At 61.1% G+C, this 24,618-nt stretch carries 23 protein-coding genes and 1 tRNA gene; 17 read left to right on the top strand and 7 right to left on the bottom strand.

Going from position 1 to position 24,618, the window contains the following annotated elements:
* Positions 1-142 precede the first annotated feature (142 nt).
* The 9 genes from pepN to KYK83_RS00550 all read left to right on the top strand — a co-directional run bounded on the left by pepN (position 143) and on the right by KYK83_RS00550 (position 9,757).
* Positions 143-2,794 carry an aminopeptidase N gene (gene pepN, locus KYK83_RS00590; RefSeq protein ID WP_222826836.1) on the top strand — a complete coding sequence of 884 codons (2,652 nt, stop codon included), beginning with the start codon at positions 143-145 and terminating at the stop codon, positions 2,792-2,794.
* A gap of 7 nt (positions 2,795-2,801) precedes the next feature.
* A complete protein-coding gene (gene pgeF, locus KYK83_RS00585; protein WP_222826835.1) occupies positions 2,802-3,464 on the top strand; it encodes a peptidoglycan editing factor PgeF in 663 nt (220 codons plus the stop codon).
* Between the two features lie 228 nt (positions 3,465-3,692).
* Positions 3,693-4,265, top strand: a complete 573-nt coding sequence (gene petA, locus KYK83_RS00580; protein WP_103024650.1) for a ubiquinol-cytochrome c reductase iron-sulfur subunit — start codon at positions 3,693-3,695, stop codon at positions 4,263-4,265.
* Positions 4,266-4,288: 23 nt separating this feature from the next.
* Complete coding sequence (locus KYK83_RS00575) at positions 4,289-5,584, top strand: cytochrome b (protein ID WP_103024649.1); 1,296 nt, start codon at positions 4,289-4,291, stop codon at positions 5,582-5,584.
* Between the two features lie 18 nt (positions 5,585-5,602).
* Positions 5,603-6,454, top strand: coding sequence for a cytochrome c1 (locus KYK83_RS00570; protein ID WP_196847338.1), 852 nt, complete (start codon positions 5,603-5,605; stop codon positions 6,452-6,454).
* A gap of 80 nt (positions 6,455-6,534) precedes the next feature.
* Positions 6,535-7,065 (top strand): adenine phosphoribosyltransferase, encoded by a 531-nt coding sequence (locus tag KYK83_RS00565; RefSeq protein WP_222826834.1) that lies wholly within the window; start codon positions 6,535-6,537, stop codon positions 7,063-7,065.
* A 102-nt stretch (positions 7,066-7,167) separates the two neighbouring features.
* The gene (locus KYK83_RS00560) at positions 7,168-9,021 is read left to right on the top strand and encodes a cation:proton antiporter (protein WP_222826833.1); all 1,854 of its coding nucleotides are present in this window, start codon (positions 7,168-7,170) and stop codon (positions 9,019-9,021) included.
* A 4-nt stretch (positions 9,022-9,025) separates the two neighbouring features.
* The gene (locus tag KYK83_RS00555) at positions 9,026-9,637 is read left to right on the top strand and encodes an OmpA family protein (RefSeq protein WP_222826832.1); all 612 of its coding nucleotides are present in this window, start codon (positions 9,026-9,028) and stop codon (positions 9,635-9,637) included.
* Between the two features lie 46 nt (positions 9,638-9,683).
* A tRNA-Gly gene (locus KYK83_RS00550) sits at positions 9,684-9,757 on the top strand.
* A 68-nt stretch (positions 9,758-9,825) separates the two neighbouring features.
* On the opposite strand, the gene panC is transcribed toward KYK83_RS00550, so the two are convergent.
* Positions 9,826-10,674, bottom strand: a complete 849-nt coding sequence (gene panC, locus KYK83_RS00545) for a pantoate--beta-alanine ligase (RefSeq protein WP_222826831.1) — start codon at positions 10,672-10,674, stop codon at positions 9,826-9,828.
* Positions 10,675-10,749: 75 nt separating this feature from the next.
* The gene (locus KYK83_RS00540) at positions 10,750-11,523 is read right to left on the bottom strand and encodes a CsgG/HfaB family protein (protein WP_222826830.1); all 774 of its coding nucleotides are present in this window, start codon (positions 11,521-11,523) and stop codon (positions 10,750-10,752) included.
* A gap of 225 nt (positions 11,524-11,748) precedes the next feature.
* Between KYK83_RS00540 and KYK83_RS00535 the strand changes: the two genes are divergently transcribed.
* From KYK83_RS00535 to KYK83_RS00515, 5 genes are all read left to right on the top strand, one after another.
* Positions 11,749-12,558, top strand: a complete 810-nt coding sequence (locus KYK83_RS00535) for a division plane positioning ATPase MipZ (protein WP_103024627.1) — start codon at positions 11,749-11,751, stop codon at positions 12,556-12,558.
* The gene (locus tag KYK83_RS00530) at positions 12,555-12,857 is read left to right on the top strand and encodes a J domain-containing protein (RefSeq protein ID WP_221596917.1); all 303 of its coding nucleotides are present in this window, start codon (positions 12,555-12,557) and stop codon (positions 12,855-12,857) included. The genes KYK83_RS00535 and KYK83_RS00530 overlap by 4 nt, the downstream gene beginning before the upstream one ends.
* Entirely contained in the window at positions 12,854-14,257 is a 1,404-nt protein-coding gene (pgmG, locus tag KYK83_RS00525) for a phosphoglucomutase/phosphomannomutase PgmG (protein WP_196847344.1), read from the top strand. The genes KYK83_RS00530 and pgmG overlap by 4 nt, the downstream gene beginning before the upstream one ends.
* Positions 14,258-14,285: 28 nt before the next feature.
* A complete protein-coding gene (locus tag KYK83_RS00520) occupies positions 14,286-15,131 on the top strand; it encodes a DUF2059 domain-containing protein (protein WP_222826829.1) in 846 nt (281 codons plus the stop codon).
* Positions 15,132-15,194: 63 nt separating this feature from the next.
* On the top strand, positions 15,195-17,663 hold the full coding sequence (locus KYK83_RS00515; RefSeq protein WP_222826828.1) for a ligase-associated DNA damage response DEXH box helicase: 2,469 nt from the start codon (positions 15,195-15,197) through the stop codon (positions 17,661-17,663).
* Positions 17,664-17,763: 100 nt separating this feature from the next.
* Here KYK83_RS00515 and KYK83_RS00510 read toward each other — a convergent pair whose 3' ends face one another.
* The 4 genes from KYK83_RS00510 to KYK83_RS00495 form a co-directional block, all read right to left on the bottom strand.
* Complete coding sequence (locus tag KYK83_RS00510) at positions 17,764-18,201, bottom strand: ExbD/TolR family protein (RefSeq protein ID WP_103024622.1); 438 nt, start codon at positions 18,199-18,201, stop codon at positions 17,764-17,766.
* A 38-nt stretch (positions 18,202-18,239) separates the two neighbouring features.
* Entirely contained in the window at positions 18,240-18,770 is a 531-nt protein-coding gene (locus tag KYK83_RS00505; protein WP_173830083.1) for an ExbD/TolR family protein, read from the bottom strand.
* Positions 18,771-18,853: 83 nt separating this feature from the next.
* The gene (locus tag KYK83_RS00500) at positions 18,854-19,651 is read right to left on the bottom strand and encodes a MotA/TolQ/ExbB proton channel family protein (RefSeq protein WP_196847346.1); all 798 of its coding nucleotides are present in this window, start codon (positions 19,649-19,651) and stop codon (positions 18,854-18,856) included.
* 57 nt (positions 19,652-19,708) lie between these two features.
* A complete protein-coding gene (locus tag KYK83_RS00495) occupies positions 19,709-20,374 on the bottom strand; it encodes a TonB family protein (protein ID WP_103024620.1) in 666 nt (221 codons plus the stop codon).
* A gap of 350 nt (positions 20,375-20,724) precedes the next feature.
* On the opposite strand from KYK83_RS00495, the gene KYK83_RS00490 reads away from it, so the two are divergent.
* Positions 20,725-21,570: a hypothetical protein gene (locus tag KYK83_RS00490; protein WP_222826827.1), complete on the top strand. Its 846-nt coding sequence runs from the start codon at positions 20,725-20,727 to the stop codon at positions 21,568-21,570.
* A gap of 72 nt (positions 21,571-21,642) precedes the next feature.
* Positions 21,643-22,950: a homoserine dehydrogenase gene (locus tag KYK83_RS00485; protein ID WP_222826826.1), complete on the top strand. Its 1,308-nt coding sequence runs from the start codon at positions 21,643-21,645 to the stop codon at positions 22,948-22,950.
* Here KYK83_RS00485 and KYK83_RS17150 read toward each other — a convergent pair.
* On the bottom strand, positions 22,904-23,491 hold the full coding sequence (locus tag KYK83_RS17150) for a hypothetical protein (protein ID WP_248284174.1): 588 nt from the start codon (positions 23,489-23,491) through the stop codon (positions 22,904-22,906). The genes KYK83_RS00485 and KYK83_RS17150 overlap by 47 nt on opposite strands.
* Positions 23,492-23,590: 99 nt before the next feature.
* Between KYK83_RS17150 and glpX the strand changes: the two genes are divergently transcribed.
* Entirely contained in the window at positions 23,591-24,565 is a 975-nt protein-coding gene (gene glpX / locus KYK83_RS00475; RefSeq protein ID WP_103024617.1) for a class II fructose-bisphosphatase, read from the top strand.
* Positions 24,566-24,618: the final 53 nt, after the last annotated feature.

The raw sequence follows: 24,618 nt of genomic DNA, 5'->3' as shown, positions 1-24,618 counted from the left end.
CAGCATCGGACGCGTTCGGTGCGGGAGCAGGTCGTTGCTGTCAATCGGACAGAACCTGCGACCTTCCGATTGAACGCAAGGCCTCGACGGGCGTTGCATTGGGTGACAGAGCATTTTCGCCCGGAAAAACGACAGGACATTCATGGATATTGCGCGCACTCCCGCTTCGCCCGACGGCAACCCCGAAATGGCCGATGCAGCGTTTGAACCCAAGGCGCCGCCCGAAATACAGCGCTCAGATTACACGCCTTTTGCGTGGTTGATCCCGACGATCAGGATGGAGTTCGATCTGGGCCTCGATAAAACGCGCGTGGTCACCAGGCTCGATGTCGAACGCAATCCGGATGCCGACGCTTCTCCGACAATTCGCCTGAACGGCGATAGTCTCGAACTCGTGTCGATCACTTGCGACGGAGGCGATTGCGCAGGGCATATGATGGACGGCGACGATTTGGTCGTCACGCTGGAAGGCGAGCGGCATACACTCGAAATCGTCACCGAACTGGACCCGTCCGACAATTCGCAACTGATGGGGCTGTACGCTTCCAATGGCATGCTTTGCACCCAATGCGAGGCGGAAGGCTTTCGCCGCATCACATTCTTCCCGGATCGCCCGGATGTGCTCAGCACCTACACGGTGCGAATGAGCGGGCCGAAAGCGCAGTTTCCTGTACTGCTGTGCAACGGCAACCGCACCGATGCTGGCGAAGAAGGTGGCACGCACTGGGCGGAATGGCACGATCCCTGGCCCAAGCCTTCCTATCTCTTCGCCCTGGTGGCCGGCGACCTCGTCGCTCGGACAGACAGTTTCACAACTGCCAGCGGCCGCAAGGTGGAACTGAACGTCTGGGTCCGCGACGGAGATCTCGATCGGACCGAGCATGCGATGGAGAGCCTTAAGCGATCCATGATATGGGACGAGGAGACGTTCGGGCGCGAATACGACCTCGATCTGTTCAATATCGTCGCGGTTTCGGACTTCAACATGGGGGCGATGGAGAACAAAGGGCTCAATATCTTCAACACGAAGTATGTCCTCGCCGATCCCGACACCGCCACCGACGGCGATTACGACGGGATCGAGGGTGTGATCGGCCACGAGTACTTCCACAACTGGTCGGGAAACCGAATCACCTGCCGCGACTGGTTCCAGCTGAGCCTCAAGGAAGGCTTCACCGTGCTACGCGACCAGTTGTTCAGCCAGGATATGGGCAGTGCGCCGGTCAAACGCATCGAGGATGTCCGCGTATTGCGCGGCGTACAGTTCCCCGAGGATTCCGGTCCCCTCGCGCATCCGATCCGGCCCGATTCCTATCGCGAGATAAGCAACTTCTACACGGCGACCATCTACAACAAGGGCGCCGAAGTCATTCGCATGATGCGGACCATGGCTGGCGAAGAGCGGTTCCGCCGCGGGACCGACCTCTATTTCGATCGCCACGATGGCGAAGCCGCGACATGCGAGGATTTCGTCAAATCCATCGAAGATGGCACCGGCATGGACCTGACCCAGTTCCGCCGCTGGTATTCGCAGGCGGGCACGCCGAAGGTAAGGGTGGCGCTTGAGCATGCGGGCAACAGCGCGACGCTGAAGCTTTCGCAAACCATTCCTGCCACTCCCGGTCAGCCCGACAAGAAACCGATGCCGATTCCCCTGAAGGTCGCGCTGTTCGACCGTCAGTCGGGTGAGAACGCGGGCGAAGAACTGATCGTTCTCGACCAGGAAAGCGCAACGTTCACATTCGACGGCTTTGCGCAAAAGCCGGTGCTTTCGATCAATCGGACATTTTCAGCCCCCATTTCGATCGAGCGCGACGTATCGCGGGATGATCTCGTGTTTCTTGCTGCGCAGGACGATGATCCGTTCGCCCGGTACGAAGCAATGCAGGAACTCATGACCGGCTATCTCGTCGGCGCAGTGACGGGTGATCTTGATGGCAGTGGCTGCAAGGCGGCGCGCGGCGACATAGCGCAGGCAATGAAATCGGTGATTGAAGACGATCGCCTCGAAGATCTCATGCGCGGCGAACTGATGTCGATGCCAAGCCAGGCCTATATCGCAGAGCAGATGCTGGTTGCCGATCCTGGCCGAATTCATGCCGAGCGGGAGGCGCTGAAGGCCGATCTCGGCGATCGGCTGGCGTCACAGTTTCACGCTCTTTACGATCGGGTCGAGGGCCTGCAGTTCTCGCTGGATGCACACGCCAAGGGAGCGCGCAAGGTCAAGACGCTGGTGCTAAGCTATGCCGCTGCCAGCGATCCCGCAAAGGCAGCCGAACTCGCTGCCTATCAGTACGACAATTCGGATAATATGACCGATCGTCAGGGCGCTTTGATGGTCCTTGCCGGCTTGGACAGTCCGGAACGCACCGACAAGCTGCAAGATTTCTACAATCGCTACGCAGGCAACGCGCTGGTCATCGACAAATGGTTCGCATTGCAGGCCAGTTCGCTTCATCCGCACGCGATCGACCATGTGAAAGCGCTGCGCGGTCACCCGGACTTCACGCTGAAGAACCCGAACAGAGTGCGCTCGCTCTATATGGCCTTCGCGGCAAATCCTTCCGCATTTCACGCGGCGGATGGCGAGGGCTATGACATGATCGCCGACCTCGTTCTGGAACTCGATCCGATCAATGCGCAGACGGCAGCCCGTTTTATCCCTTCCCTGGGGCGCTGGCGCCGCATCGAAGAAGGGCGCGCCAAGTTGATGCGCGACGCACTCGAAAGAGTTGCTGCTGCGCCAAAACTCTCGCGCGACACGTTCGAACAGGTCACGCGTTCGTTGGGATGATCGCGTGGTGAGTGGTTTTCTGAAGGCCGACCTGCTTGATGGCATTCCCCATGGCTTCTCGACGTCGGCTGGTCTGGAAGCCGACGACATAATCCGCGGCGCGAAATTGATGTGTCCGCGCCAGATACATTCGGCGACGGTCGTGATCGTCGATGAGCCATGGCCCGAACCGCCGCAAGCCGATGCGCTCGTCACCGCCAGGCGGGGTATCGCATTGGGCATTGTCACCGCCGATTGTGCTCCGGTCTTGCTGGGCGATGCCAAAGCCGGCGTTGTCGGTGCAGCGCATGCTGGCTGGCGCGGAGCAGTGGGCGGCGTGCTGGAGCACACGGTGGCGGCGATGGTGTCGCTGGGTGCACATGCACCCGATATAAAGGCGGCAATCGGCCCCACGGTCGCGCAGGGCAGCTACGAAGTCGATCAGGGATTTCGCGAACAGTTCGACAATCGCGATGCGCGATTCTTCGCAACCGGGCGTCCCGGCCATTACCAGTTCGATCTACCGGCCTATGTGTACCAGTGCCTCAGCGATACAGGCGTCCGCGATATCGAGGATCTGCGCGAAGACACTTATGCGCAGCCCCATCGCTTCTTCTCGTTCAGGCGCGCAACGCATCGGGGCGAGGAAACCGGGGGCAGGCAGCTCAGTGTCATCGCACTACCCGTGTGATCCCTGCCGCGATTGCACCTTGACGTACAAAGCTTGCCAAAATGGCGGTTGGCAACCTGCCGCATAGCGGCTAGAGGCGCGTCCAAACCGGGCACACTGGGGGCTTCCGCGCACGTACCGTATATTCGGGCGTACCGGCTTTCGGATAGGTCCGGCCATGGATTCGCACTCTGCGCCTAACCCGTCCGGGCCACGGCGCAATACCAAGGCAGGCAAGGCAAAGCGCTGATGGCAGACACCGCTGCAACCGCAACTTCCGAAACGGCAGTCGTTACCGATGACGGTATCCGCCGCCGTGACTTTCTCGACATCGCTGCAGTCAGTGCTGCGGGTATCGGCGGTCTTGCCGTCGTATATCCGTTGATCAGCCAGATGGCGCCGTCGAAAGACGTCCTTGCCGCCAGTTCGACGGAAGTCGATGTCTCGGCGATCGAGCCGGGACAGGCCATCAAGGCAGTGTTTCGCAAGCAGCCGCTGTTCGTGCGTCGCCTGACGGGTGCTGAAATCCAGGCGGCCAACGCCGTCGATACCAGCAGCTTGCGGGATCCGCAGACTCTCGAGGAACGGACGAAGGAAGGTCACGAAGACATGCTCGTGACCATGGGCGTCTGTACTCACCTCGGCTGTGTTCCCCTCGGTGCCGCCGAAGGCGAAGTCAAAGGCGAATACGGCGGCTATTTCTGCCCCTGTCACGGGTCGCATTACGATACGGCTGGCCGTATCCGTAAGGGTCCCGCGCCGGCAAATCTCGAAGTGCCGGAATACGAGTTCACCTCGGACACCGTCATTCAGGTCGGCTGAGCGTAGAGAGAAGAGACGATACGATGAGCTTTCCCTGGGCCAAGGAATATACCCCGACCAATCCGGTCATGAGGTTCTTCGACGAGAAGCTGCCGCTGCCGCGCCTCGTCTATAACGCTGTCGGTGCAGGCTATCCTGTTCCCCGCAATCTGAGCTATTTCTGGAATTTCGGCGTTCTGGCCGGCTTCTTCCTGGTGCTTCAGATCGTGACCGGCGTGGTGCTGGCGATGCATTATGCTGCCAACGCCCAGGTGGCATTTGCCACGACCGAACATATCATGCGCGACGTAAACTGGGGCTGGATGATGCGCTATGCGCACGCCAACGGCGCCAGCTTCTTCTTCATCGTCGTCTACCTGCACATCTTCCGCGGCTTCTTCTACTCCTCGTACAAGGCCCCGCGTGAAATGATCTGGCTGCTGGGCGTCGTCATCTTCCTGCTGATGATGGCCACCGCCTTCATGGGCTACGTGCTTCCCTGGGGTCAGATGAGCTTCTGGGGCGCCAAGGTAATCACCGGCCTGTTTGGCGCAATCCCACTGGTGGGCGAGCCGATTCAGGTCTGGTTGCTGGGCGGCTTCGCTCCGGACAATGCGGCGCTCAATCGTTTCTTCAGCCTCCACTTCCTGCTGCCCTTCGTAATCGCAGGGGTTGTTATCCTGCACATCTGGGCGCTCCACATTCCGGGATCGTCGAACCCGACGGGCGTGGAAGTGAAGCAGGAAAGCGACACGCTGCCCTTCCACCCGTATTACACGGCGAAGGACGGCTTCGGTCTGGGTGTGGCGCTGATCCTCTACTTCGCGCTGGTATTCTTCCTGCCGAACACGCTGGGTCACCCGGATAACTACATCGAAGCGAACCCGCTTTCGACGCCGGCGCACATCGTGCCCGAATGGTACTTCTGGCCCTTCTACGCGATCCTTCGCGCCTTCACGGTCGACTTCCTGTTCATTCCGGCCAAGCTGATGGGCGTGATCGCGATGTTCGGTTCGATCCTGATCTGGTTCTTCCTCCCCTGGCTCGACAAGTCGCCTGTGCGCAGCGGCCATTACCGTCCGATGTTCCGCAAGTTCTTCTGGTTCGGTCTCATCCCTGCCATGGCCGTGCTGTTCTATTGCGGCGGTGCGCCGGCCGAAGAACCCTTCGTGATGTTGAGCCAGATCGCCACGGCTTACTACTTCCTGCACTTCCTGGTGATCATTCCGATCGTCAGCCAGATCGAGAAGCCGGAACCGCTGCCCTATTCGATAACCGAAGCCGTGCTCGGCTCGGACGACAAGGCAGTGCTCGGCAAAAACGCCAAGACGGCTGCCTAAGCGAGTACGAGAAAAGAAATGACCAAGCTTCTCAGCATCCGCCTTGTCGCAATTCTCGTCGGCCTCGGCTTCGCGGTCGTAGCGTTGTATTCCTTCGTGGTCGGCGCCTACGCCGCGATTACGGAAGAGGCACCCGCTCACCTTCCTTATGAAGAGCCGCGGGATATCGCCTATTCGTTCGATGGGCCTTTCGGAAAATGGGACGTTCAGCAGCTTCAGCGTGGCTTCAAGGTCTACAACGAAGTCTGCTCGGCCTGTCACAGCCTCAAGTTCGTCGCGTTCCGCGATCTCGAACAGATCGGCTATGACGAAGGTCAGGTGAAGGCTTTCGCGGCATCCAAGCAGGTGCCCGGTATCGACCCGAACACCGGCGAAGCGACCACGCGTCCTGGCCTGCCTACGGACTACTTCCCGTCGCCTTATCCCAACAATGTCGCAGCGGCTGCAGCCAACAACAATGCCATTCCGCCTGATCTCTCGCTGATGACCAAGGCGCGCCATGATGGCACGAATTATGTCGCCTCGCTGCTGATGGGCTATCAGGAACCGTCCGCGGAACTGTTGGCAGAACATCCCGAAGCCGCGCCGGCTCCGGGCCTGCATCACAACCCCTATTTCCCGAACCTCAACCTTGCGATGGCTCCTCCGCTGACGACTGCCGGTCAGGTGACCTTCGATGATGGCACCGAAGCCACCATCGAGCAGATGGCCACCGACGTAGCCGCATTCCTGACATGGACAGCCGAACCCACTCTGGTGAAGCGCAAGCAGACAGGTTGGCCGGTATTGATCTTCCTGCTTTTCGCGACTGTGCTTGCGTACTTCTCCAAGAAGCAGATCTGGGCAGCGACCAAGCGCAAAGCCGCCTAGATTATCTCTGATCTCAAGATGATATGCGCCCCTTGCATCTTTAGGATGCAAGGGGCTTCTTTGTTTAGAGGGTCGACGCCATGACGCCTGCCGAGCTCAAAGCCCTTGTCCGGACAATCCCGGACTTTCCCAAGGCAGGAATCCAGTTCCGCGACATTACCACCCTCATCGGTCATGGGCCTGGCTTTGCCGCGACCATAGAATGGCTTGCCAGGGAAAGTTCGGGTGCTGAGGCAATCGCCGGCATGGAGGCGCGCGGTTTCATCTTTGGTGCGGCCGTCGCCGCGCGGCTGGAATTACCGTTCATTCCGATACGCAAGCCCGGAAAGTTGCCTTGCCGCGTTATAGGCGTAGATTACGAACTCGAATATGGAGTCGACCGTTTGGAAATGGACCCGCAGTCCATTGCACAGGGCCAAGCGGTAGCGATCGTCGACGATCTTCTTGCAACAGGCGGCACCGCTGCAGCGGCGACGGAATTGTTGCGAAATGCGGGCGGGTTGGTCACTCGCGCCGCATTCGTTATTGATCTGCCCGAACTTGGTGGTCGGGCAAAGCTCGCCGAACGCTCGGTCGACGTAAGCGCACTGATGAATTTCGCCGGCGCATGAATCGCGCATAGCGATGGAAATAATGCTGGGGTCGGGCATTGGTAAGGCTGGCGCCGTGTGGGCGCCCGGACTAGCGATATAGTCGCGCAGCCAGAGGGGGGCATGGAACAGTCATTAGTCATCGCGATGGTGGGCATGTTGGGCATAGGTGCCCAATGGCTTGCCTGGCGTACCGGGTGGCCAGCAATCGTCCTCATGCTGGCCGCTGGATTTCTGGCCGGTCCGGTATTCGGGCTCTTCGATCCCGAACATGCTTTTGGCGAATTGCTCGATCCAATGGTGGCGATCGGCGTTGCGCTTATCCTCTTCGAAGGCGGCCTAAGCCTCGACCTCCGCGAACTGCGGCACGCAGGCGAAGCTGTCTGGCGCCTTGTTATCCTGGGCGGTCCGATCGCCTGGGTCTTTGGGGCCTTCGCCGCACATTCGATCGGTGGGCTCGAATGGCCCGTTGCGATCCTGTTTGCGGGTATTCTTGTGGTCACCGGCCCGACCGTCGTCATGCCCTTGTTGCGGCAATCATCGGTGAAATCGCGACCAGCAGCGATCCTCAAATGGGAAGCTATCGTCAACGATCCGATCGGCGCCCTGTTCGCGGTTGTCGCCTATGAATATTTTCGCGCAGTCACCGCGTCGCCGGGTTCGGGCCTGTTCGAAGTCGTCCCGCCGCTGATCTTCGCAGCAATCCTTGCCGGCGTAATCGGTTATGTAGCTGCGGCAGCGATCGCATGGGCCTTCCCGCGCGGTACCGTCCCGGAATTCCTCAAGGTTCCGGTGTTGCTGACGGCGGTAATCGTGGTCTTCGTCCTGTCCAATCAGATCGAGCATGAGGCAGGCCTTGTTGCCGTCACCGTCATGGGTGTGGCGCTGGCAAACATGAACGTGACGTCCCTGCGGAGCATCCATCCGTTCAAACAGAACGTGGCCGTTCTCCTGATCTCTGGTATCTTCATTCTCTTGTCGTCGAGCCTGAAATTCGAGGAACTCGCATATCTCAACTGGAATTTCGGCCTCTTCCTGCTCGCGCTGCTGTTCGTGGTCCGCCCGGCCACGATACTGCTCAGCCTGCTGGGGAGTTCGGTTCCATGGAACGAGCGGCTTTTTCTTGCGTGGATTGCCCCTCGCGGGATCGTGCTCGTCGCAATCTCCGGCCTGTTCGCACTTCGCTTGGAAGAAATCGGCTATGACGGGACTGCCCTGATCGGTCTCAGCTTTGCCGTGGTCGTTGTAACGATCGTCGCCCATGGTTTCACGATCGATCTGGTCGCCAAGCTGCTCAACCTGAAGGGCAGCAATCGGCCGGGCATCATCATAGTCGGCAGCACGCCGTGGACCATATCGCTGGCGATGATGATGAAAGAACTCAAGGCGCCGGTCATGGTCGTCGATGCGAGCTGGCAACGTCTCGCACTAGCCCGGCAGAATGGCCTCCCGTTCTATCACGGCGAAATCCTCAACGAAGCGACCGAGCATAATCTGGATCTTACCCCCTACGCCGTCCTGGTCGCCGCGACGGAGAACGAGGCCTATAACGCCTTGGTTTGCAACGAGTTTGCATATGAAATCGGCAGAGACACCGTCTTCCAGCTCGGTGACGCTGTGGATGAAGATGATCGGCATTCGCTTCCCAGCAGCATTCGTGGCCGCGCGCTCTTCGAAAGCGGGTTCGGCGTCGAAGACGTCAACGAACGCCTCTCGCGCGGATGGGTCTTCCGCAAGACCAAGCTCTCGGACGAATTCGATTTCGAAGCAGCTCGCGAGCGTTTGCCGGATGCGGCAGCAATGCTATTGCTGCTGCGAGAGAATGGGACGATCCGCTTCTTCACCCATGCGGCAAGACCCGAACCGCGGGCTGGCGATGTCATAGTCAGTTTCGCTCCACCACAAGAACGTACCGCACAGGACGCGGCCGCGAAACGCGAGCGAAAGCGCAGCAAGACCGCCGAGCAAGGAACATGAATTGATGAACCGGCATGGACACCACGTCGCAATCGTTGTTTCGACGTTACTCTTGGCGGCGTGCAACAGCGAACAACCGCCAACCACCCCGGAAGAACCCGCTGAAGGTAAACGATCGATCTTCCGTCCAGAATTTCAGGTCGAGCCGATCGATAGCCTCAGCCCACCGGAATCCTTGGAAACCCGGATCATCTTTCCGGATGGCGCCGAACTTTCTCAGGAAGCCCGGGCTGAGCTGGCGACCGTACTTGCCTCGCCGCAGGTGACCGGCGGAGGGGCGATCGTTCTTCGTGGACACAGCGACAGTGGCGGTAGCGACGATGCGAACATGCGAGCCTCTCGTGCCCGCGCCGAAGCCGTTCGAGACTGGCTTGTCGAAAACGGTGTGGAAGCGAGCCGTATTTCCGTCATCGCCTTCGGTGAACAGAATCCGGCAGCGCCCAACGCGCTTCCCGACGGTTCGCCCAATGAAGAGGGCAGGCTGGCAAATCGCCGCGTCGAGATAGAGGTGTACACCGCAGAACAGCCGGCGGAGGTCGAAAAACCTACCTTGGCCGAAAGCTTGGCGACGGAAACAGAAGATGAGGACGGCGAAGCAAGCGAAGAAACGCAATAGCGTGTTGACGCAGGCGCGGCTTCGGTGGCAATGGCGCCTGACCCGAGCGGGTATAGCATAGTGGTAATGCTCCAGCCTTCCAAGCTGGCTAGAGGGGTTCGATTCCCCTTACCCGCTCCAACTTCTCTCACTAGCAGATGATCTTCGAAGGCCGCTTCGCAAAGTAGGTAGGGCTGGACAAGCTGGCGCTATGCAACCGGCATATTGTCGATCAGCCGCGTCCCGCCGATTCGTGCAGCTACGAAAAATCGGTCGCCAGGACCAGGCTCACTCGCAGGGGCAAGGTCGCGGCCATCGCGAATTTCGGCGTAATCGATGGAATCGAACCCTGCATCGAGCAGCCGGTTACGAAAGGCTGCGAGAACAGACCCGGTCGCATCACCTGCACCGATGCGCTCGATTGCCAAGCGCAGCTCTCGTGACAGAGTTGCGGCGATCGCGCGATTCTCGACCGAGAGATAGGCGTTGCGACTGCTCATCGCGAGCCCATCGTCTTCTCGCACGATTGCGACGCCGTGGATCGCGTCGACATGGGGCCGGGTAAGGTCCAGGTCTCTCGCCATCCGGCGTATTACGGCCAGCTGCTGCCAGTCTTTCTCACCGAAGAAAGCCATGTCGGGTCGGACCTGATTGAACAGCTTGCAGACAACCGTCGCGACACCATCGAAATGGCCGGGGCGATTGGCCCCACAGAGGCCTACGCTAACACCTGAAACCGATACGTTGGTCGCATAACCTTCGGGGTAAACTTCTCCCGGGGGAGGGGCCCAGAGCAAGGAAACCCCCTCTGCCTCCAGCAAAGCGGCATCTCGCGCAAGCTGTCGCGGGTAGGCGTCCAGGTCTTCGTTCGCGCCGAATTGTCGAGGGTTTACGAATATCGATACTGCGACGTGGTCGGCCGCCCGGCTAGCCTCTCGTACCAGCGTCAGATGGCCTTCGTGCAGTGCCCCCATCGTCGGCACCAGTGCGAGTGTACCGGTGGCCTGAAAGGCATCAGTTTCACGACGCAGTTCGGATAATTGGGTGACGGTTTGCAAGGAGCCTGCTCCCGGTTACGATAAAGGGCGGGCGTCCTGTGCCGTCCCGCCCCATAACTTGCAAGCCGGTGCTTCTCAGCGCGCCTCGGGTGCTGCCGCCGCCGCATCGAGCGGCAGGCCGCCCAATTGGGTTACCATATCGGTATAAGCGTTGAGATAGGCGAGCACGATGATCTGGCCGATAGCGGTATTTTCGTAGCCGCCGAAACCCCCGGCAGCCCCTCCTCCCCCGCCGAACAGGCCGCCCCCAGCGGCCCAGCCAAGATCCTTTTTCTGGAAATACCCTTCGACCAGCGCCTCTTCGACAGTAGTGCGCGCATTGACGAGCGACAGCACGACGTTCGCTTCGCCTTTTTTCACCCGAATGCCGCCCGCGTGTGCCCCTGCAGCGCGGCCGAACAGGCCTCCGACGACACCGCCCAAGGCGCCGCCCCCACCGCCGGAATTGCTATTCGCACTGACAATATCGGGTTGCAGGAAGTAATCGGCAGTCACCACCTGGCCCAGCCCGACATTCTGTCCGTCCTGAAGCTCCCCCTGTTCCTGCAATGCCCGTTCCATCGCACGGCTCTGCATCGCACGACCTCGGCTGACCATGGTGAAACAACCCGAACGCTGAACGAAGACGCGGATGATCTGTTCTGGGCTGCCGAGATTGAGTTCACGCCACCATTTGTCGTCCGGCTCGACGACCGCAATCGTACCGAGATTTCGGGTGCACCGTGGAATTTCCGTCGTCGCACGATCCTGTGCCTTCCGACCGGACGATTTGCCTTGTGCCAGAACGGGCTGGCACACGAGGCCGGTCATCGACAGTACGGCTAGTGCCGCGAGAAATGCCTTTTTCATAATCCGGGGTCCCCCATTGTGAAAACAGTTCACGGCTGCCGACTTGCTGTCGTGTCTCGCCCGTCGCACGCGACCCGGATCGGCGAAGATTATCAAATGATCGGCATCGCGCTAGTAGGGATGCGTCATTCTGGAAAAAAACGCCTTCCGGGCACTAGGCGCGTTGCCGCCGCGTGAAGGGGCGGATAGGGAATTGCGCAGCATGATTTTTCCAGCTTTTTCCTGATGGTTTCGCAACCTCACCGCATTGTCTTCGCCAATGAAAAGGGCGGAACGGGCAAATCGACGACAGCAGTGCATGTCGCCGTCGCCCTCGCGTTCCAGGGTGCCAATGTCGTCACTTTCGATCTCGATCATCGACAGCGGACGATGCATCGCTATCTCGAAAACCGCGCAGAAACGATGCGGCGTCGTTCGATCACTCTGCCGACAGCTCGCTGTCATGTCGTCGAAGATATGGACGAAGGCGCCATGGAAGCCTTGATCGAAAAGCAGGCGGCCGGTGCGGACTTTATCGTCATCGATACGCCGGGGCGTGACGACCCGCTCGCTCGGCATTCCGCGACCACTGCCGACACGCTCGTCACCCCAATGAACGACAGTTTCGTCGATTTCGATCTCATAGGTCAGGTCGAAGGGGAGAGTTTCAAGGTAAAGAAGCTGTCCTTCTATGCCGAACTGATCTGGGAAGCGCGGCTGAAGCGCAGCAGGACCTCGATCGAACAGCAGCGCGCGCAAATGGACTGGGTCGTTGTCCGCAACCGCACGGGTTATACCGAAGCGCGCAATATGGCCCGGATCGAGCAGGCCCTGGGCGAAATGGCGAAACGTGTTGGTTTTCGCGTGGCCAAGGGACTGTCAGAACGCGTCGTCTATCGTGAGCTCTTCCCCTCTGGATTGACCTTGCTGGACAAGGGACAACTGGGCGATCTTGGCACCAGCCACCTTGTTGCACGGCAAGAGCTACGCGGCCTTGTCGCGAGTCTGCGTTTACCGGGTAGCGGCAACGAAAATTCCGAAGGCGGCACGCAGTGATCCGGCTCATAGCGCTTTTGGTGCTGCTTTCGGTTGCATGTCGCTGGATATTCGGAAAATGGCCATGGGAATACCTCCAGGCAAAGCCAGCCAATCAGATCGGTATAGAAAAAGCGCGTTCGCTCCTGGGCGTAGGTGTGGGGGCCGATCGCCGCGAAATACGCGAGGCGCATCGTCGCAGAACTGCCATGATACATCCCGACAGAGGCGGTTCGAACGCGGCAATGCAGGAACTCAACGCTGCCCGCGACTTATTGCTAAGTGACACAAATCACGAAAAACCGGAGCGTCCAGAATGAGCCATGCTTTCGATCCCACCGTTCTGCGCGAGTATGACATTCGCGGCATTATCGGGGAGACCTTGGGCCCGGACGATGCGCGGGCAATCGGCCGCGGGTTTGCAACCATGCTTGCTGAGGCCGGTGGGAGCAAGGTTGCCGTCGGATATGATGGTCGGGTCAGTTCGCCTTTGCTCGAACACGCTTTGATCGAGGGACTGACCGCATCGGGCATGGACGTCGTCCGGATCGGCATGGGGCCGACACCGATGCTATATTATGCGGAAGCTTCCGCCGATGATGTCGATGGCGGCATCCAGATCACCGGCAGCCACAACCCGGCAAATTACAACGGTTTCAAAATGGTGTTCCAGGGTCGGCCGTTCTTCGGCGCAGATATCCAGGAGCTGGGCCGCCGCGGCGCAGAAGGCGAATGGGCCGACGGATCGGGCGAAGTTGAAAGTCGCGACGTAATCGACGCGTATATCGAACGTATGATCGAGGCACTCAACGGCGTTGAACCAGGTGTGCTGGACAGTCTCAAGGTCGGGTGGGACGCAGGCAATGGCGCTGCCGGCCCCGCTCTTGAAAAACTGACGGCGCGGCTTCCGGGCGAACATCACCTCTTGTTTACCGAGGTCGATGGGAATTTCCCCAATCACCACCCCGACCCGACGGTAGAGGAAAATCTCGAGGACCTGCGAAAGCTTGTCGCCGACAAGTCGCTCGATTTTGGTGTGGCGTTCGACGGGGATGGAGATCGCATCGGTGCAATCGACGGCGAAGGGCGCGTAATCTGGGGCGATCAGTTGCTCATGATCTACGCGGAAGACCTGCTGGCACGGACGAAGGGCGCGACGATCATTGCCGATGTGAAGGCCAGCCGAGCGCTGTTCGATCACGTGGCAACGCATGGCGGCAATCCCGTGATGTGGAAGACCGGCCATTCGCTGATAAAATCCAAGATGAAGGAAACAGGTTCGCCGCTCGCAGGCGAAATGAGCGGGCATGTCTTCTTCGCGGACGAGTATTATGGGTATGACGATGCACTCTATGCGGGTGTCCGACTGATGACCGCGGCAGCGCGGCTTGGCCGATCGGTTACCCAGTTGCGCGGAGCGATGCCGCCCATGGTCAACACACCTGAAATGCGGTTTCAGGTCGATGAGAGCCGCAAGTTCGCTGCGATCGAAGAGATCGCCGGTAGGATCGCTGCGAGCGATGCGGTTGCCGACACAACCGATGGTGTGCGGGTAACGACCGACGATGGCTGGTGGCTGCTACGGGCTTCGAACACGCAGGATGTCCTTGTCGCTCGCGCCGAAAGCGAGAGCCAAGAAGGCTTGGACCGACTTGTTGCACAGATCGATGCGCAGCTTGAAGCGTCCGGTCTTCAGCGGGGGCCACAGGCCGGCCATTGATCCAGCGGTAACATCAGGGAGGGAAGTGATGCGAAAATTGATCAGGACAACGATAGCGATCGCAGCACTTGCTGCTGCGAACCCGCTGTTTGCGCAAGATGTGGACAGCGATGAGTCCGCAAGTTCGACGCCTGAGAGGATGGAAGAATTCGCGGGTCTGATGGCCGGCCTCTTTCAAACCGAGCCCCTAACTTCAGAGCAGCAATCGCGGCTGCCCATGGCCGAGGCAGTCGTTGGCCAAATGATGCCCGAAGGCTTCTATGGCAAGATGATGGGCGACATAATGGACAAGATGGTGCGTCCGATGGTCTCCATGTTCGCGACACCGGAATTCATCCTGGGTTCGCGGCTCGAGGTTGAACAGGAGGCGATCGCGCAGCTTGGCGAAGCCGAGCAGGTCGAGATACTGTCCATGCTCGACCCTGCGTATGATCAGCGCGTCGATGTCATCTTGGACGTCCTGACCGGCAAGATGGGTGGCATGTTCTCGGCGATGGAAGGTCCGATGCGGGACGGCCTTTCCAAAGCCTATGCCGTGCGGTTCGACGAGAATCAGTTGAACGACATTTCTGCATTTTTCGCCACACCTACCGGCGGCGTTTATGCGAAAGAATCGATGGCGTTGTTCTCCGATCCACAGGTGATGCAGACCAGCATGCAGGCATTGCCTTCCATGATGAGCGGGTTCGGAGACATGGAATCGTCGATGAAAGAAGCGATGGGTTCGCTCCCCGCCGAACGTGCGTATGCGGATCTTACCTCCGCCGAACGGAGCCGGCTGGCTGAACTTCTGGATGTGGATGCGGATAGCTTGGGCGAAATCGTAAAGCCGCCGAAGCCTATAGATGAAACGGCCCTCGACCCAGAAATGTAGAGTGGACACGCGGCAAACGCGCGGGGGCGGAACCGATACCACGGCTCCATCGCTTCTGTCCTGATGCAGTCCGTTGTGCCACCAGAACTGGAAGGTTGGTTTGCCGGACGCGGCTGGCGTGTCAGGCGCCATCAGATTGATATGCTGGGCGCCAGCGATGCGGACCGGCACGCCTTGTTGGTGGCCGACACAGGGGCCGGGAAGACGTTGGCGGGCTTTCTCCCGACGCTGGCCGATTTCACGCCCTCGCGCCTTGATGGTGGTAAGCCGCCCGAGGGTCTGCACACCCTTTATGTGTCTCCGCTCAAGGCATTGGCACATGACGTGCAGCGCAATCTTCTGACGCCGATCGAAGAGCTCGACCTGCCGATCCGGGTCGAAACCCGTAGCGGAGATACGCCTTCCGACCGCAAGAAGCGCCAGCGGACGCGGCCACCGCATGTCCTGCTGACGACACCGGAAAGCCTGTCTCTGCTGCTTTCCTATCCCGACAGCGTCGAACTGTTCCGCGGGTTGAAGCGGGTGGTGATTGATGAAGTACATGCGTTCGCGACTGGCAAGCGGGGCGATCTGCTCGCCTTGGCGCTGGCGCGGCTACAGGCGATTGCGCCGGGCATGCGGCGAGCGGCGCTGTCGGCAACGCTGGCCAATCCGGAAGGGTTTCGCGAATGGCTGGCGCCGTGGGGGGATATCGACACTGTTCGGTTGGTCGAGGGCGAGGCCGGGGCACGGGCGGAGGTCGAAATCCTGCTGCCGGACGAGGAGCGCGTGCCCTGGGGCGGGCATGCGGCGACGTGGGCCATACCGCAGCTATACGAGCAGATCAGGGCCAACAGAACAACGCTGATCTTTACCAACACGCGGTTCCTCGCCGAGTACATCTTCCAGAATTTGTGGGATGTGAATGAGGAAAACCTACCGATCGGCATTCATCACGGTTCGCTGAGCAAGGAAGCGCGGCGAAAGGTGGAGGGAGCGATGGCGCGCGGCGAGCTGCGCGCATTGGTGGCGACCGCCAGCCTCGATCTGGGGGTCGACTGGGGCGATATCGATCTGGTGGTGCAGATGGGGGCCCCGAAGGGATCGTCGCGCCTGCTGCAACGCATCGGGCGGGCCAACCACAGGCTCGATCAGCCCAGTCGCGCCTTGCTCGTGCCGGGCAACCGGTTCGAATTCCTCGAGGCAACGGCCGCGAAGGAGGCGGTCGACGAGGGCAAGCGCGACGGCGAGGAATTCAGGCCCGGCGGGCTCGACGTGCTGGCCCAGCACGTGATGGCCTGCGCCTGCGCAGCACCGTTCCAGGAAGCCGAGCTGCTGGCGGAAGTCCGCTCGAGCCTGTCCTATGCCTGGCTGGACGAAGAGATCTGGGAGCGTGTCCTCTCTTTCGTGGAAACCGGCGGATATGCCCTGAAGGCCTACGACAAGTTCAAACGCATCGTGCGCGACGCAGACGGCGTCTGGCGCCTGAGCCATCCCGAGCAGGCACAGCGCCACCGCATGAACGCCGGGATCATTATCGATGCGGAAATGCTCGATGTACGCATTAGCGCGGGGCGAGGGCGCGGAGGACGGTCCCTTGGCAAGGTCGAGGAGCGCTTTGCCGCCTCGCTAAGTCCCGGCGATACCTTCGCATTTGCGGGGATGAGCCTCGAGGTGATCAAGGTGCAGGACATGGAAGTCGTCGTGAAGGCAGCCAAGGCCAGCGCCATGATCCCCAGCTACGGCGGCGCGCGGCTGCCGCTGACGACGCACCTTGCCGACCGGGTACGCACGATGCTTGTCGATCGCGCCGGCTGGGCGCGCTTTCCCGACGACGTACGCGAATGGCTGGAAGTGCAGGATTGGCGCTCGCAGATGCCCGGACCGGGGCAGTTGCTAGTGGAAAGCTTCCCACACGCGAAGCGCCATTACAGCGTCTATTACACTTTCGAAGGCTGGAACGCGAACCAGAGCCTGGGAATGCTGATCACGCGGCGAATGGAAGACCGGGGCCTGATGCCGGGCGGGTTCGTCGCAAACGATTATTCGCTCGCCGTATGGGGCTTGAAACCGGTGAAGGATCCGGCCCCCTTGCTGTCGCCCGACATCCTGCAGGATGAATTCATCGAATGGGTGCAGAATTCGCACCTGCTGCGCCGCGCGTTTCGTGAGGTTGCCGTTATCGGCGGGCTGGTGGAGCGCCAGCATCCGGGAAAGCGCAAGACCGGCAAGCAGGTCACCTTCTCGACCGACCTGATCTACGACGTCCTACGCAAATACGAGCCGGACCACGTTCTTCTCGAAGCGGCGTGGGCGGATGCGCGAACCCGGCTGACAGATGTCGGGCGACTGGGTGATCTTCTGGACCGTTCCGCCGAACAGCTGGTGCATGTCGAGCTCGACCGGGTGAGCCCGCTTGCAGTGCCGGTCATGGTCATGATCGGCCGCGAGGCGACGCCGCAGGGTTCGGTCGACGACGAGCTGCTACTGGAGGCGGAAAGCCTTGCCGGTGCAGCCATGCGGGTGGACGAGGTGGATTTGCCTGCCGACTGAACGGCATTGGCCGAATGCCAGCCAATGTTCCGGCTATCGTAAAAAGAAAGGGGCGGATCGCTCCGCCCCTTTCCGAGTATTCTATCGACGTTCCGCAGGATCAACCGGCCTTGCCGAATGTCCTGTAACGTTCGTTGCCGACGAAGCCGAACTTGGTCACGCCGCTCACCTTGATCAGCTGCAGGACCTTTGCGGAAAGGTCGTAGCTGGCGAGGGGTTCGGGTTCGAACTGCAGTTCCGGTTCGACAGCCATCTGTGTCGACTGATCGAGCAGCGTACGCAGCTGGCCCTGATCGATGGAATTGCCGTTCCACAGGATTTCGTCGGTTGCCGTCAGCACCAGCTTGTTCTTGTCCGGCTCGACAGTGACGTCGGGCGGGGTTTGGCTGGGTGCCGGAAGGTCGATGTCAACCGAGTGGGTTGCGACCGGGATGGTGATGATGAACATGATGAGGAGAACGAGCAGGACGTCGATCAACGGCGTCATGTTCATTTCCATCATCGGGGCGCCATCATCGCTACCGCCTGACATTGCCATAGTGGATTACTCCCTAATCTGCTTGGCGAAACGCACGATCAACCGTTGGGGTCGACCGGGTTCGAGATGAAGCCGACGGTGGGATAACCCGCCGCCTGGACGTTGTAGATGGCACCTGCAACGCACGACCACGGAGCATTGACGTCACCACGAATATGGACCTGCGGAATCTTTTCCGGGTCGTTCATGATGACTTCGGGACCGCCGGCGCGCTGCACGATGTTGTCGAGGCGTTCAAAGGCCCGATCGTACAGTTCTTCCGACGTCACCGCGGTGGTGTTGTTGAAATATACCCGGCATTCGCCATTGCGCGATGCGCCCTGGAAGCCGGGTTCGCCGGCGCTAACACCGTTATCGTCACTGGTGCTGACGGTCAGGAGAAGGTTTTCGACCTTGTCCTGAGATTCGACCGATTCGAAAACCGGAATTTCCAGCTTCTCGATGGTCTGGATCGCGACCGGAACCGCGATGAGGAAGATGATCAGAAGCACCAGCATCACGTCCACGAGTGGCGTGGTGTTGATGTCCGACATGGGCGCATTGCCGCCACCTCCTGTCGAAATCGCCATGGTTCAGTTCCTAACGTTCGAAATTCTTGGGTTCGATGCGAGGGTGTCGGGGACGGCCGAAGCCGCCCCCGGGTTCCGATCGATTACTTCTTGACCGTAGTCGTGGTCGTGGTGGTCGCGCCTGCCGGTGCCGTACGAGCAGCCTTGGCGGCCTGCTGCGTCGACGTAGCGGTCATGGCAGCCGGCTTCACCGTGCCGTTCGAGTTGATGTAGGCGAGCAGGTCGGTCGTGAAGGCGCCGAGCATTTCAGCGATGCGCTTGTTACGACCCTGGAGCCAGTTGTAGGCGAACACGGCCGGAACCGCGACCAGAAGACCGATGGCGGTCATGATCAGTGCTTCACCAACCGGGCCTGCGACCTTGTCGATCGAAGCCGAACCGGCGATGCCGATGTTGATCAGGGCGCGGTAGATACCGATAACCGTACCGAGCAGTCCGACGAACGGTGCGGTTGCACCGACCGTTGCGAGGAACGGCAGGCCACCAGCAAGCTTGGAGTTGATGGTGTCTTCCGAACGCGCGAGCGAGCCGTGCATCCAGTCGTGGGCTTCGAGCTTGTCGGTCATCTTGGCGTGCTGATCTTCTGCGAGGATCGCATCGTCGACGAGCTGGCGCCATGCGCTGTTCTTGTCGAGCTTGGTAGCGCCGTCACGAAGGCTGTTGGCCTTCCAGAAGTTGGTGCGCACGGCCTTGTACTGGCTCATCACCTTGCGCTGTTCGAGCAGCTTGGTGAAGAGAATGTAGAACGAGCCGACCGACATGATCACCAGAACGGCGAGGATCGACCAGGCAATGATGCCGCCCTGTTCCATGGCTTCCATGAAGCCAAAGGAGTTCTGCGGCGCTGCTTCACCCGCAGCAGCAAGAAGTTCGAAGGTCATAACGAATAATCCTTTTGAAAATTCCGATATCCGCCCGCCGCAGCAGGCGCGGGATAATTAATTCAGCTGATAGACGATGGTGGTCGATACCGTGTCCTGCACGGGATCGCCTGCCGCATTGGTGGCGGGGTTGTAACGAGCATAACGCGTCATCCCGTCACACGCTGCCGCATCGAGATCACTCGATCCGCTCGAACGCGAAACACTGCAGGATGATACGCGGCCATCAGGGCTGATGGTCACTGTTACGCCCACAGAGCCTTCGGTGCCTTCACGTTCGGCACGACGAGGGTAGTTGCTCTGAATGCGGCGCGCCCAACCAGACTGACCCCGTGGGGTAGCACCGGAAGTCCGGTCAACGGCCGGCGGTGGCGGCGGTGCCGGGGGTGCCGGCGGCGGAATGACGAGCCGCGGGGGTGCCGGCGGCGGAATCGTCTGTTGCGTCCGGATCGGAGGCGGAGCCGGCGCGATATTGATCGGCGGCGGCGGTGCGACCGGCGGCGGCGGCGTATCCGGAATATCTTCCGGCGGCGGCGGCGGCGGTTCTTCTTCGGGCGGCGGGGGTTCCTCGATATCGATCGTAGTCACACGCTCGACCACCTGCTGGACCGCATTATATGCGAGGCCGGTGATGAGGGCGTAACCGAGAGCGATATGGATGAGGGCAACAATGATGATCGCGACGACGCGATTGCCGCTCATCTGTTGGTCAGCATAAGCCATTCGGTTGCATCACTCCATCGGCGCCCCGGTAACCCGGGGCAGATTGACACCCATTGCGACCCGCCTGAATGGCAAGAAATGGGTGCCGTTAAGGCGTTTGCGCCACCTGGGCACGAAATGCCAAGCGGCAAAGACGCACCGAAGTTCCCGATAAGAACCCGGACGCCTCCCCCCAAGCAACAATGTATCATTTACTCGGGTCCGGGGCGATCCTTACCCAAGGAGCCCCCCCTCCGCAAACGCTTTATCGGTTAACCGCGGATTCAGTGCTTCCCGGGAAGGAACCCTGAATGGCCCCGGTGGTTTTCCGAATCGCGAGCACCGACGCATCAAAAGAAAGATTCTTGCCCATGTCGAATTCCCGAGTGCCTTCACGCCTGCTCCTCGCCTGTGCGGCGCTGGCGATGGCGCCATCCGCAGCGGGTGCTCAGCAGGCGGCGGCGACGGCACCGGCGCTGACCTATGCCGATCTGGTCGATCTGGCCGACACGGCTCCCCTGGTGGTGCGCGCGGAGATCCGCAATCAGGCTACTGTCGAGCGGGAACGCTCCCCGGGTCTCGCCCCGGGTTTCGTAAGGCTTTACGTCGAGGCGCGCACGTCTGCGCTGATCGCGGGCACGACTCCGGTAGGCGAGTCCCTGCGCTATCTCGTCGACGTGCCCATGACGGCTAAAGGCAAGGCGCCCAAGCTGAAGAAGCAGGATGTCATTCTGTTCGCGCGGCCCGTGCCGGGACATGCCGATCAGATCCAGCTGATCGATCCACAGGCCCAGTTCCCTTACAGCGAGGCGTTCGAGACCCGGCTACGGCCGGTGCTCTCGTCCCTGCTGTCGCAGGATGCGCCGCCGAAAGTAACGGGGATCCGCGACGCGCTGGCGGTGCAGGGCACGCTGGTGGGGGAATCGGAAACGCAGCTGTTCCTCGATACGGAGAACGACGGTCCGGTATCGGTGACGATCGTGCGCCGCCCGGGTCAGGAGCCGCGCTGGGGCGTGTCGTGGACCGAGATCGTCGATCAGTCCGCCACCGCCCCGCAGCGCAATACGCTGGAATGGTACCAGCTGGCCTGCGCACTGCCGGAGACCCTGCCGACCAATGCCAATCTGTCGCAGGACCCGCGGTCGCGGGAAATTGCGGCGGCGGACTATGCGCTGGTGCGCCAGGCGCTCGGGAAATGCGAGCGGACCCGCGGCTGAACAGGCCCGGCTTCACCCTTTCCAAGACAAACTGGTTCCAACTGACAAGCATGCTGCGCTAGGCGGTCGGGCATGTCTGATCCTTTACGCATAGCCCTCGCCGGGCTCGGCACTGTCGGCACCGGCGTGATCGAGCTGCTCGAAACCAACCGTTCGACGATCGAACGCCGCGCGGGGCGGGCGCTTCAGATCGTTGCGGTCAACGCCCGCGACCGCACGCGCGACCGCGGCGTGGACCTTTCGCCTTTCGCCTGGGTCGATGACATGCAGGCGATGGCTGCCCGGGCGGATGTGGATGTCGTGCTCGAACTGGTCGGTGGCTCGGACGGACCTGCGCTGACGCTGGCGCGGGCGGCGCTGGACGAGGGCAAAGCTTTCGTGACGGCGAACAAGGCGATGATCGCGCATCACGGCCTGTCGCTGGCGGAACAGGCCGCCCTGCGCGGCGTGCCGCTGAAATTCGAGGCCGCGGTTGCGGGCGGCATACCGGTGGTGAAGGGCCTGCGCGAAGGAGCGGCGGCTAACCGTATCGAGCGGATCTACGGTATTCTCAACGGCACCTGTAATTACATCCTGTCGGAAATGGAGCGGACGGGCGCCGACTTCGACGCCATGCTGGCGGAAGCCCAGGCGAAGGGTTTTGCCGAGGCCGACCCCACATTTGACATCGAAGGTGTCGATGCCGCGCACAAGCTGGCCATCCTGTCGGCCATCGGCTTTGGCGCGCGGGTCGATTTCGCCAATGTCGATGCGACCGGTATCGGCGAAGTGCGCGCGGCGGACATCACCCAGGCCGGGACGCTGGGCTATGTCGTCCGGCTGGTCGGCATCGCTTCCATCGACGAAAGCGACGGCACGCCGGCCTTGCTGCAACGGGTTCGCCCGTGCCTGGTGGCCCGCGGCCATCCGCTTGCCGCCGTGACGGGCCCGACCAATGCCGTGGTGGCGGAAGGCAATTTCTCGGGCCGTCTGCTGTTTCAGGGCGCCGGTGCCGGTGCCGGGCCGACCGCCAGCGCGGTCGTCGCCGATCTGATCGACATTGCGCGGGGAGATCTGGGCGCGCCGTTTTCCGTTCCGGTGGAGGAGCTGGAAACCTTCCCGCCCGCCGATCCGGGCAATCGCATCGGGCGCGACTATATCCGCTTTACCGTCACCGACCGGCCCGGCGTGCTGGCCGAGATTACCGCGGCGATGCGCGATGCGGAAGTTTCGATCGAGAGCCTGATCCAGCGCGGGCGTGACCACGAAGGCGGCGAAGTGCTGGTGGCGATGGTCACGCACGAAGGACCCGAGCGTTGCGTCACCAAGGCGCTCGAGCTGCTGGACGGATCGCCTAGTCTGACGGCTCCGCCTCTGGTGATGCCGATTCTGAAGGACTGACACTGCTGCCTGGCACGGGGGGTAGGCCGAGCTGCCTGGCCCGCGCGGCGCTTTCCGCCTCGGTGGTTGCGGCGCCGCGGCCCAGGGGCGGCAATCCGCGCGAAATCCGGTCTGCGTCCGATCCCGGCGGGGCTTCGGGCAGGGTCGAGAAATCGATGATATAGGCAGGCGGGGGCGGACAGGGGTTGAGGCCGATGCCGCAGACACCGCCAATCGTCGCGGGCCCCTGGAAGATGCCTGGCCCATCGACATTAGGAGTACGCAGGTCACCCTTGTTCATGGTCTTGGCAGCATATTCGCGTTCGGCCCGTTCCTTGTCGTAGCCGTATTCGCCGCCGTCCGAGCGCCTGCGGCACACGATGATCTCGCCCGAGATCGACGCGGCCTCCTCCTCGGCACTGCAATCTTCGGACGGAGGAAGGTAATCTTCGGGAGGGACGAGAATGTCGATCGTCTCTCCGGATTCGTCCTGCGCGGCAAGCGGGGCGGGCAGTAAAAGGCCCAGCACGATGTACGGCCCGACGCGCCAGTGTCTCGACAATGCAAAGCTCCCTGTCTATCCGGCCGCGCATACGAATTCTTGCCAGCGGGTGGATCGCCCATCCATAGCCCTACCAGCTTTCCGAGGACTGAACCCATTATGAACTCGCCTGCCGACAACCCGCTCGATCGCGTCCTCGTCCTTGAAATGGTCCGCGTGACCGAAGCTGCGGCGGTGGCCGCCTCAAGGCTCATCGGCCGCGGCGACGAGAAGGCTGCCGATGCCGCAGCCGTGGAAGCGATGCGCAAGGCCTTCGACACACTCTACATGGATGGCACGGTCGTCATCGGCGAAGGCGAACGCGACGAGGCGCCCATGCTCTTCATCGGCGAAAAGGTCGGCGGGGCGCAGGGCAAGGGCCCCAAGATCGATATTGCGCTTGACCCGCTCGAAGGCACGACGATTACCGCCAAGGCCGGTCCCAACGCGCTGGCGGTGCTGGCCGCGGCGGAGGAAGGGTGCCTGCTCAATGCGCCCGACGTCTATATGGACAAGCTGGCCGTCGGTCCCGGCTATCCCGAGGGGATCATCGACCTGGCAAAGTCGCCCACCGAAAACGTTAAGGCCGTGGCCGCTGCCAAGGGTGTCGAGCCTGGCGACATCATCGTCTGCGTGCTCGATCGTCCGCGCCATTCCGATCTCATCGCGGAACTGCGCGACCTCGGCTGCGGCGTGGTGCTAATCGGCGATGGCGACGTCGCCGGCGTGATCGCGGTTACGGACGAAGATACGACCATCGATATGTACATGGGCCAGGGCGGCGCGCCGGAAGGCGTGCTGGCCGCTGCGGCCCTGCGCTGCGTAGGCGGCCAGTTCAACGGTCGCCTCGTTTTCCGCAACGACGATGAGAAGGCGCGCGCTGCCAAGTGGGGGATCGACGATCTCGACCGGATCTACACCCGTGACGAGCTGGTGAAGGGCGATTGCATCTTTGCCGCTACCGGAGTCACCTCCGGTTCGCTGCTAGAAGGCGTGAAATATCTGCGTGACGGCCGCATGACGACCGAAAGCGTCGTGATGCGGGCCAGTTCCGGCACGGTGCGCTGGATCAAGGGCGAGCACCGGGCAAAATAAGCTGCGCCGGGCGGGGAAATGCCCGTCTGACATGTTGCATATCCATGACGCTC

The sequence above is a fragment of the Qipengyuania pacifica genome (assembly GCF_019857205.1).
Lineage (GTDB): Bacteria > Pseudomonadota > Alphaproteobacteria > Sphingomonadales > Sphingomonadaceae > Qipengyuania > Qipengyuania pacifica.
Note: the sequence above shows the minus strand (reverse complement) of the source record. Positions and strands in the feature narration are given on the sequence as shown.

Coding starts and splice junctions, on each gene's coding strand:
- pepN (WP_222826836.1), top strand. CDS start 143: ATGGATATTGCGCGCACTCCCGCTTCGCCCGACGGCAACCCCGAAATG.
- petA (WP_103024650.1), top strand. CDS start 3,693: ATGGCAGACACCGCTGCAACCGCAACTTCCGAAACGGCAGTCGTTACC.
- KYK83_RS00575 (WP_103024649.1), top strand. CDS start 4,289: ATGAGCTTTCCCTGGGCCAAGGAATATACCCCGACCAATCCGGTCATG.
- KYK83_RS00570 (WP_196847338.1), top strand. CDS start 5,603: ATGACCAAGCTTCTCAGCATCCGCCTTGTCGCAATTCTCGTCGGCCTC.
- KYK83_RS00565 (WP_222826834.1), top strand. CDS start 6,535: ATGACGCCTGCCGAGCTCAAAGCCCTTGTCCGGACAATCCCGGACTTT.
- KYK83_RS00560 (WP_222826833.1), top strand. CDS start 7,168: ATGGAACAGTCATTAGTCATCGCGATGGTGGGCATGTTGGGCATAGGT.
- KYK83_RS00555 (WP_222826832.1), top strand. CDS start 9,026: ATGAACCGGCATGGACACCACGTCGCAATCGTTGTTTCGACGTTACTC.
- KYK83_RS00540 (WP_222826830.1), bottom strand. CDS start 11,523: ATGAAAAAGGCATTTCTCGCGGCACTAGCCGTACTGTCGATGACCGGC.
- KYK83_RS00535 (WP_103024627.1), top strand. CDS start 11,749: ATGGTTTCGCAACCTCACCGCATTGTCTTCGCCAATGAAAAGGGCGGA.
- pgmG (WP_196847344.1), top strand. CDS start 12,854: ATGAGCCATGCTTTCGATCCCACCGTTCTGCGCGAGTATGACATTCGC.
- KYK83_RS00520 (WP_222826829.1), top strand. CDS start 14,286: ATGCGAAAATTGATCAGGACAACGATAGCGATCGCAGCACTTGCTGCT.
- KYK83_RS00515 (WP_222826828.1), top strand. CDS start 15,195: ATGCAGTCCGTTGTGCCACCAGAACTGGAAGGTTGGTTTGCCGGACGC.
- KYK83_RS00510 (WP_103024622.1), bottom strand. CDS start 18,201: ATGGCAATGTCAGGCGGTAGCGATGATGGCGCCCCGATGATGGAAATG.
- KYK83_RS00505 (WP_173830083.1), bottom strand. CDS start 18,770: ATGGCGATTTCGACAGGAGGTGGCGGCAATGCGCCCATGTCGGACATC.
- KYK83_RS00500 (WP_196847346.1), bottom strand. CDS start 19,651: ATGACCTTCGAACTTCTTGCTGCTGCGGGTGAAGCAGCGCCGCAGAAC.
- KYK83_RS00495 (WP_103024620.1), bottom strand. CDS start 20,374: ATGGCTTATGCTGACCAACAGATGAGCGGCAATCGCGTCGTCGCGATC.
- KYK83_RS00490 (WP_222826827.1), top strand. CDS start 20,725: ATGTCGAATTCCCGAGTGCCTTCACGCCTGCTCCTCGCCTGTGCGGCG.
- KYK83_RS00485 (WP_222826826.1), top strand. CDS start 21,643: ATGTCTGATCCTTTACGCATAGCCCTCGCCGGGCTCGGCACTGTCGGC.
- glpX (WP_103024617.1), top strand. CDS start 23,591: ATGAACTCGCCTGCCGACAACCCGCTCGATCGCGTCCTCGTCCTTGAA.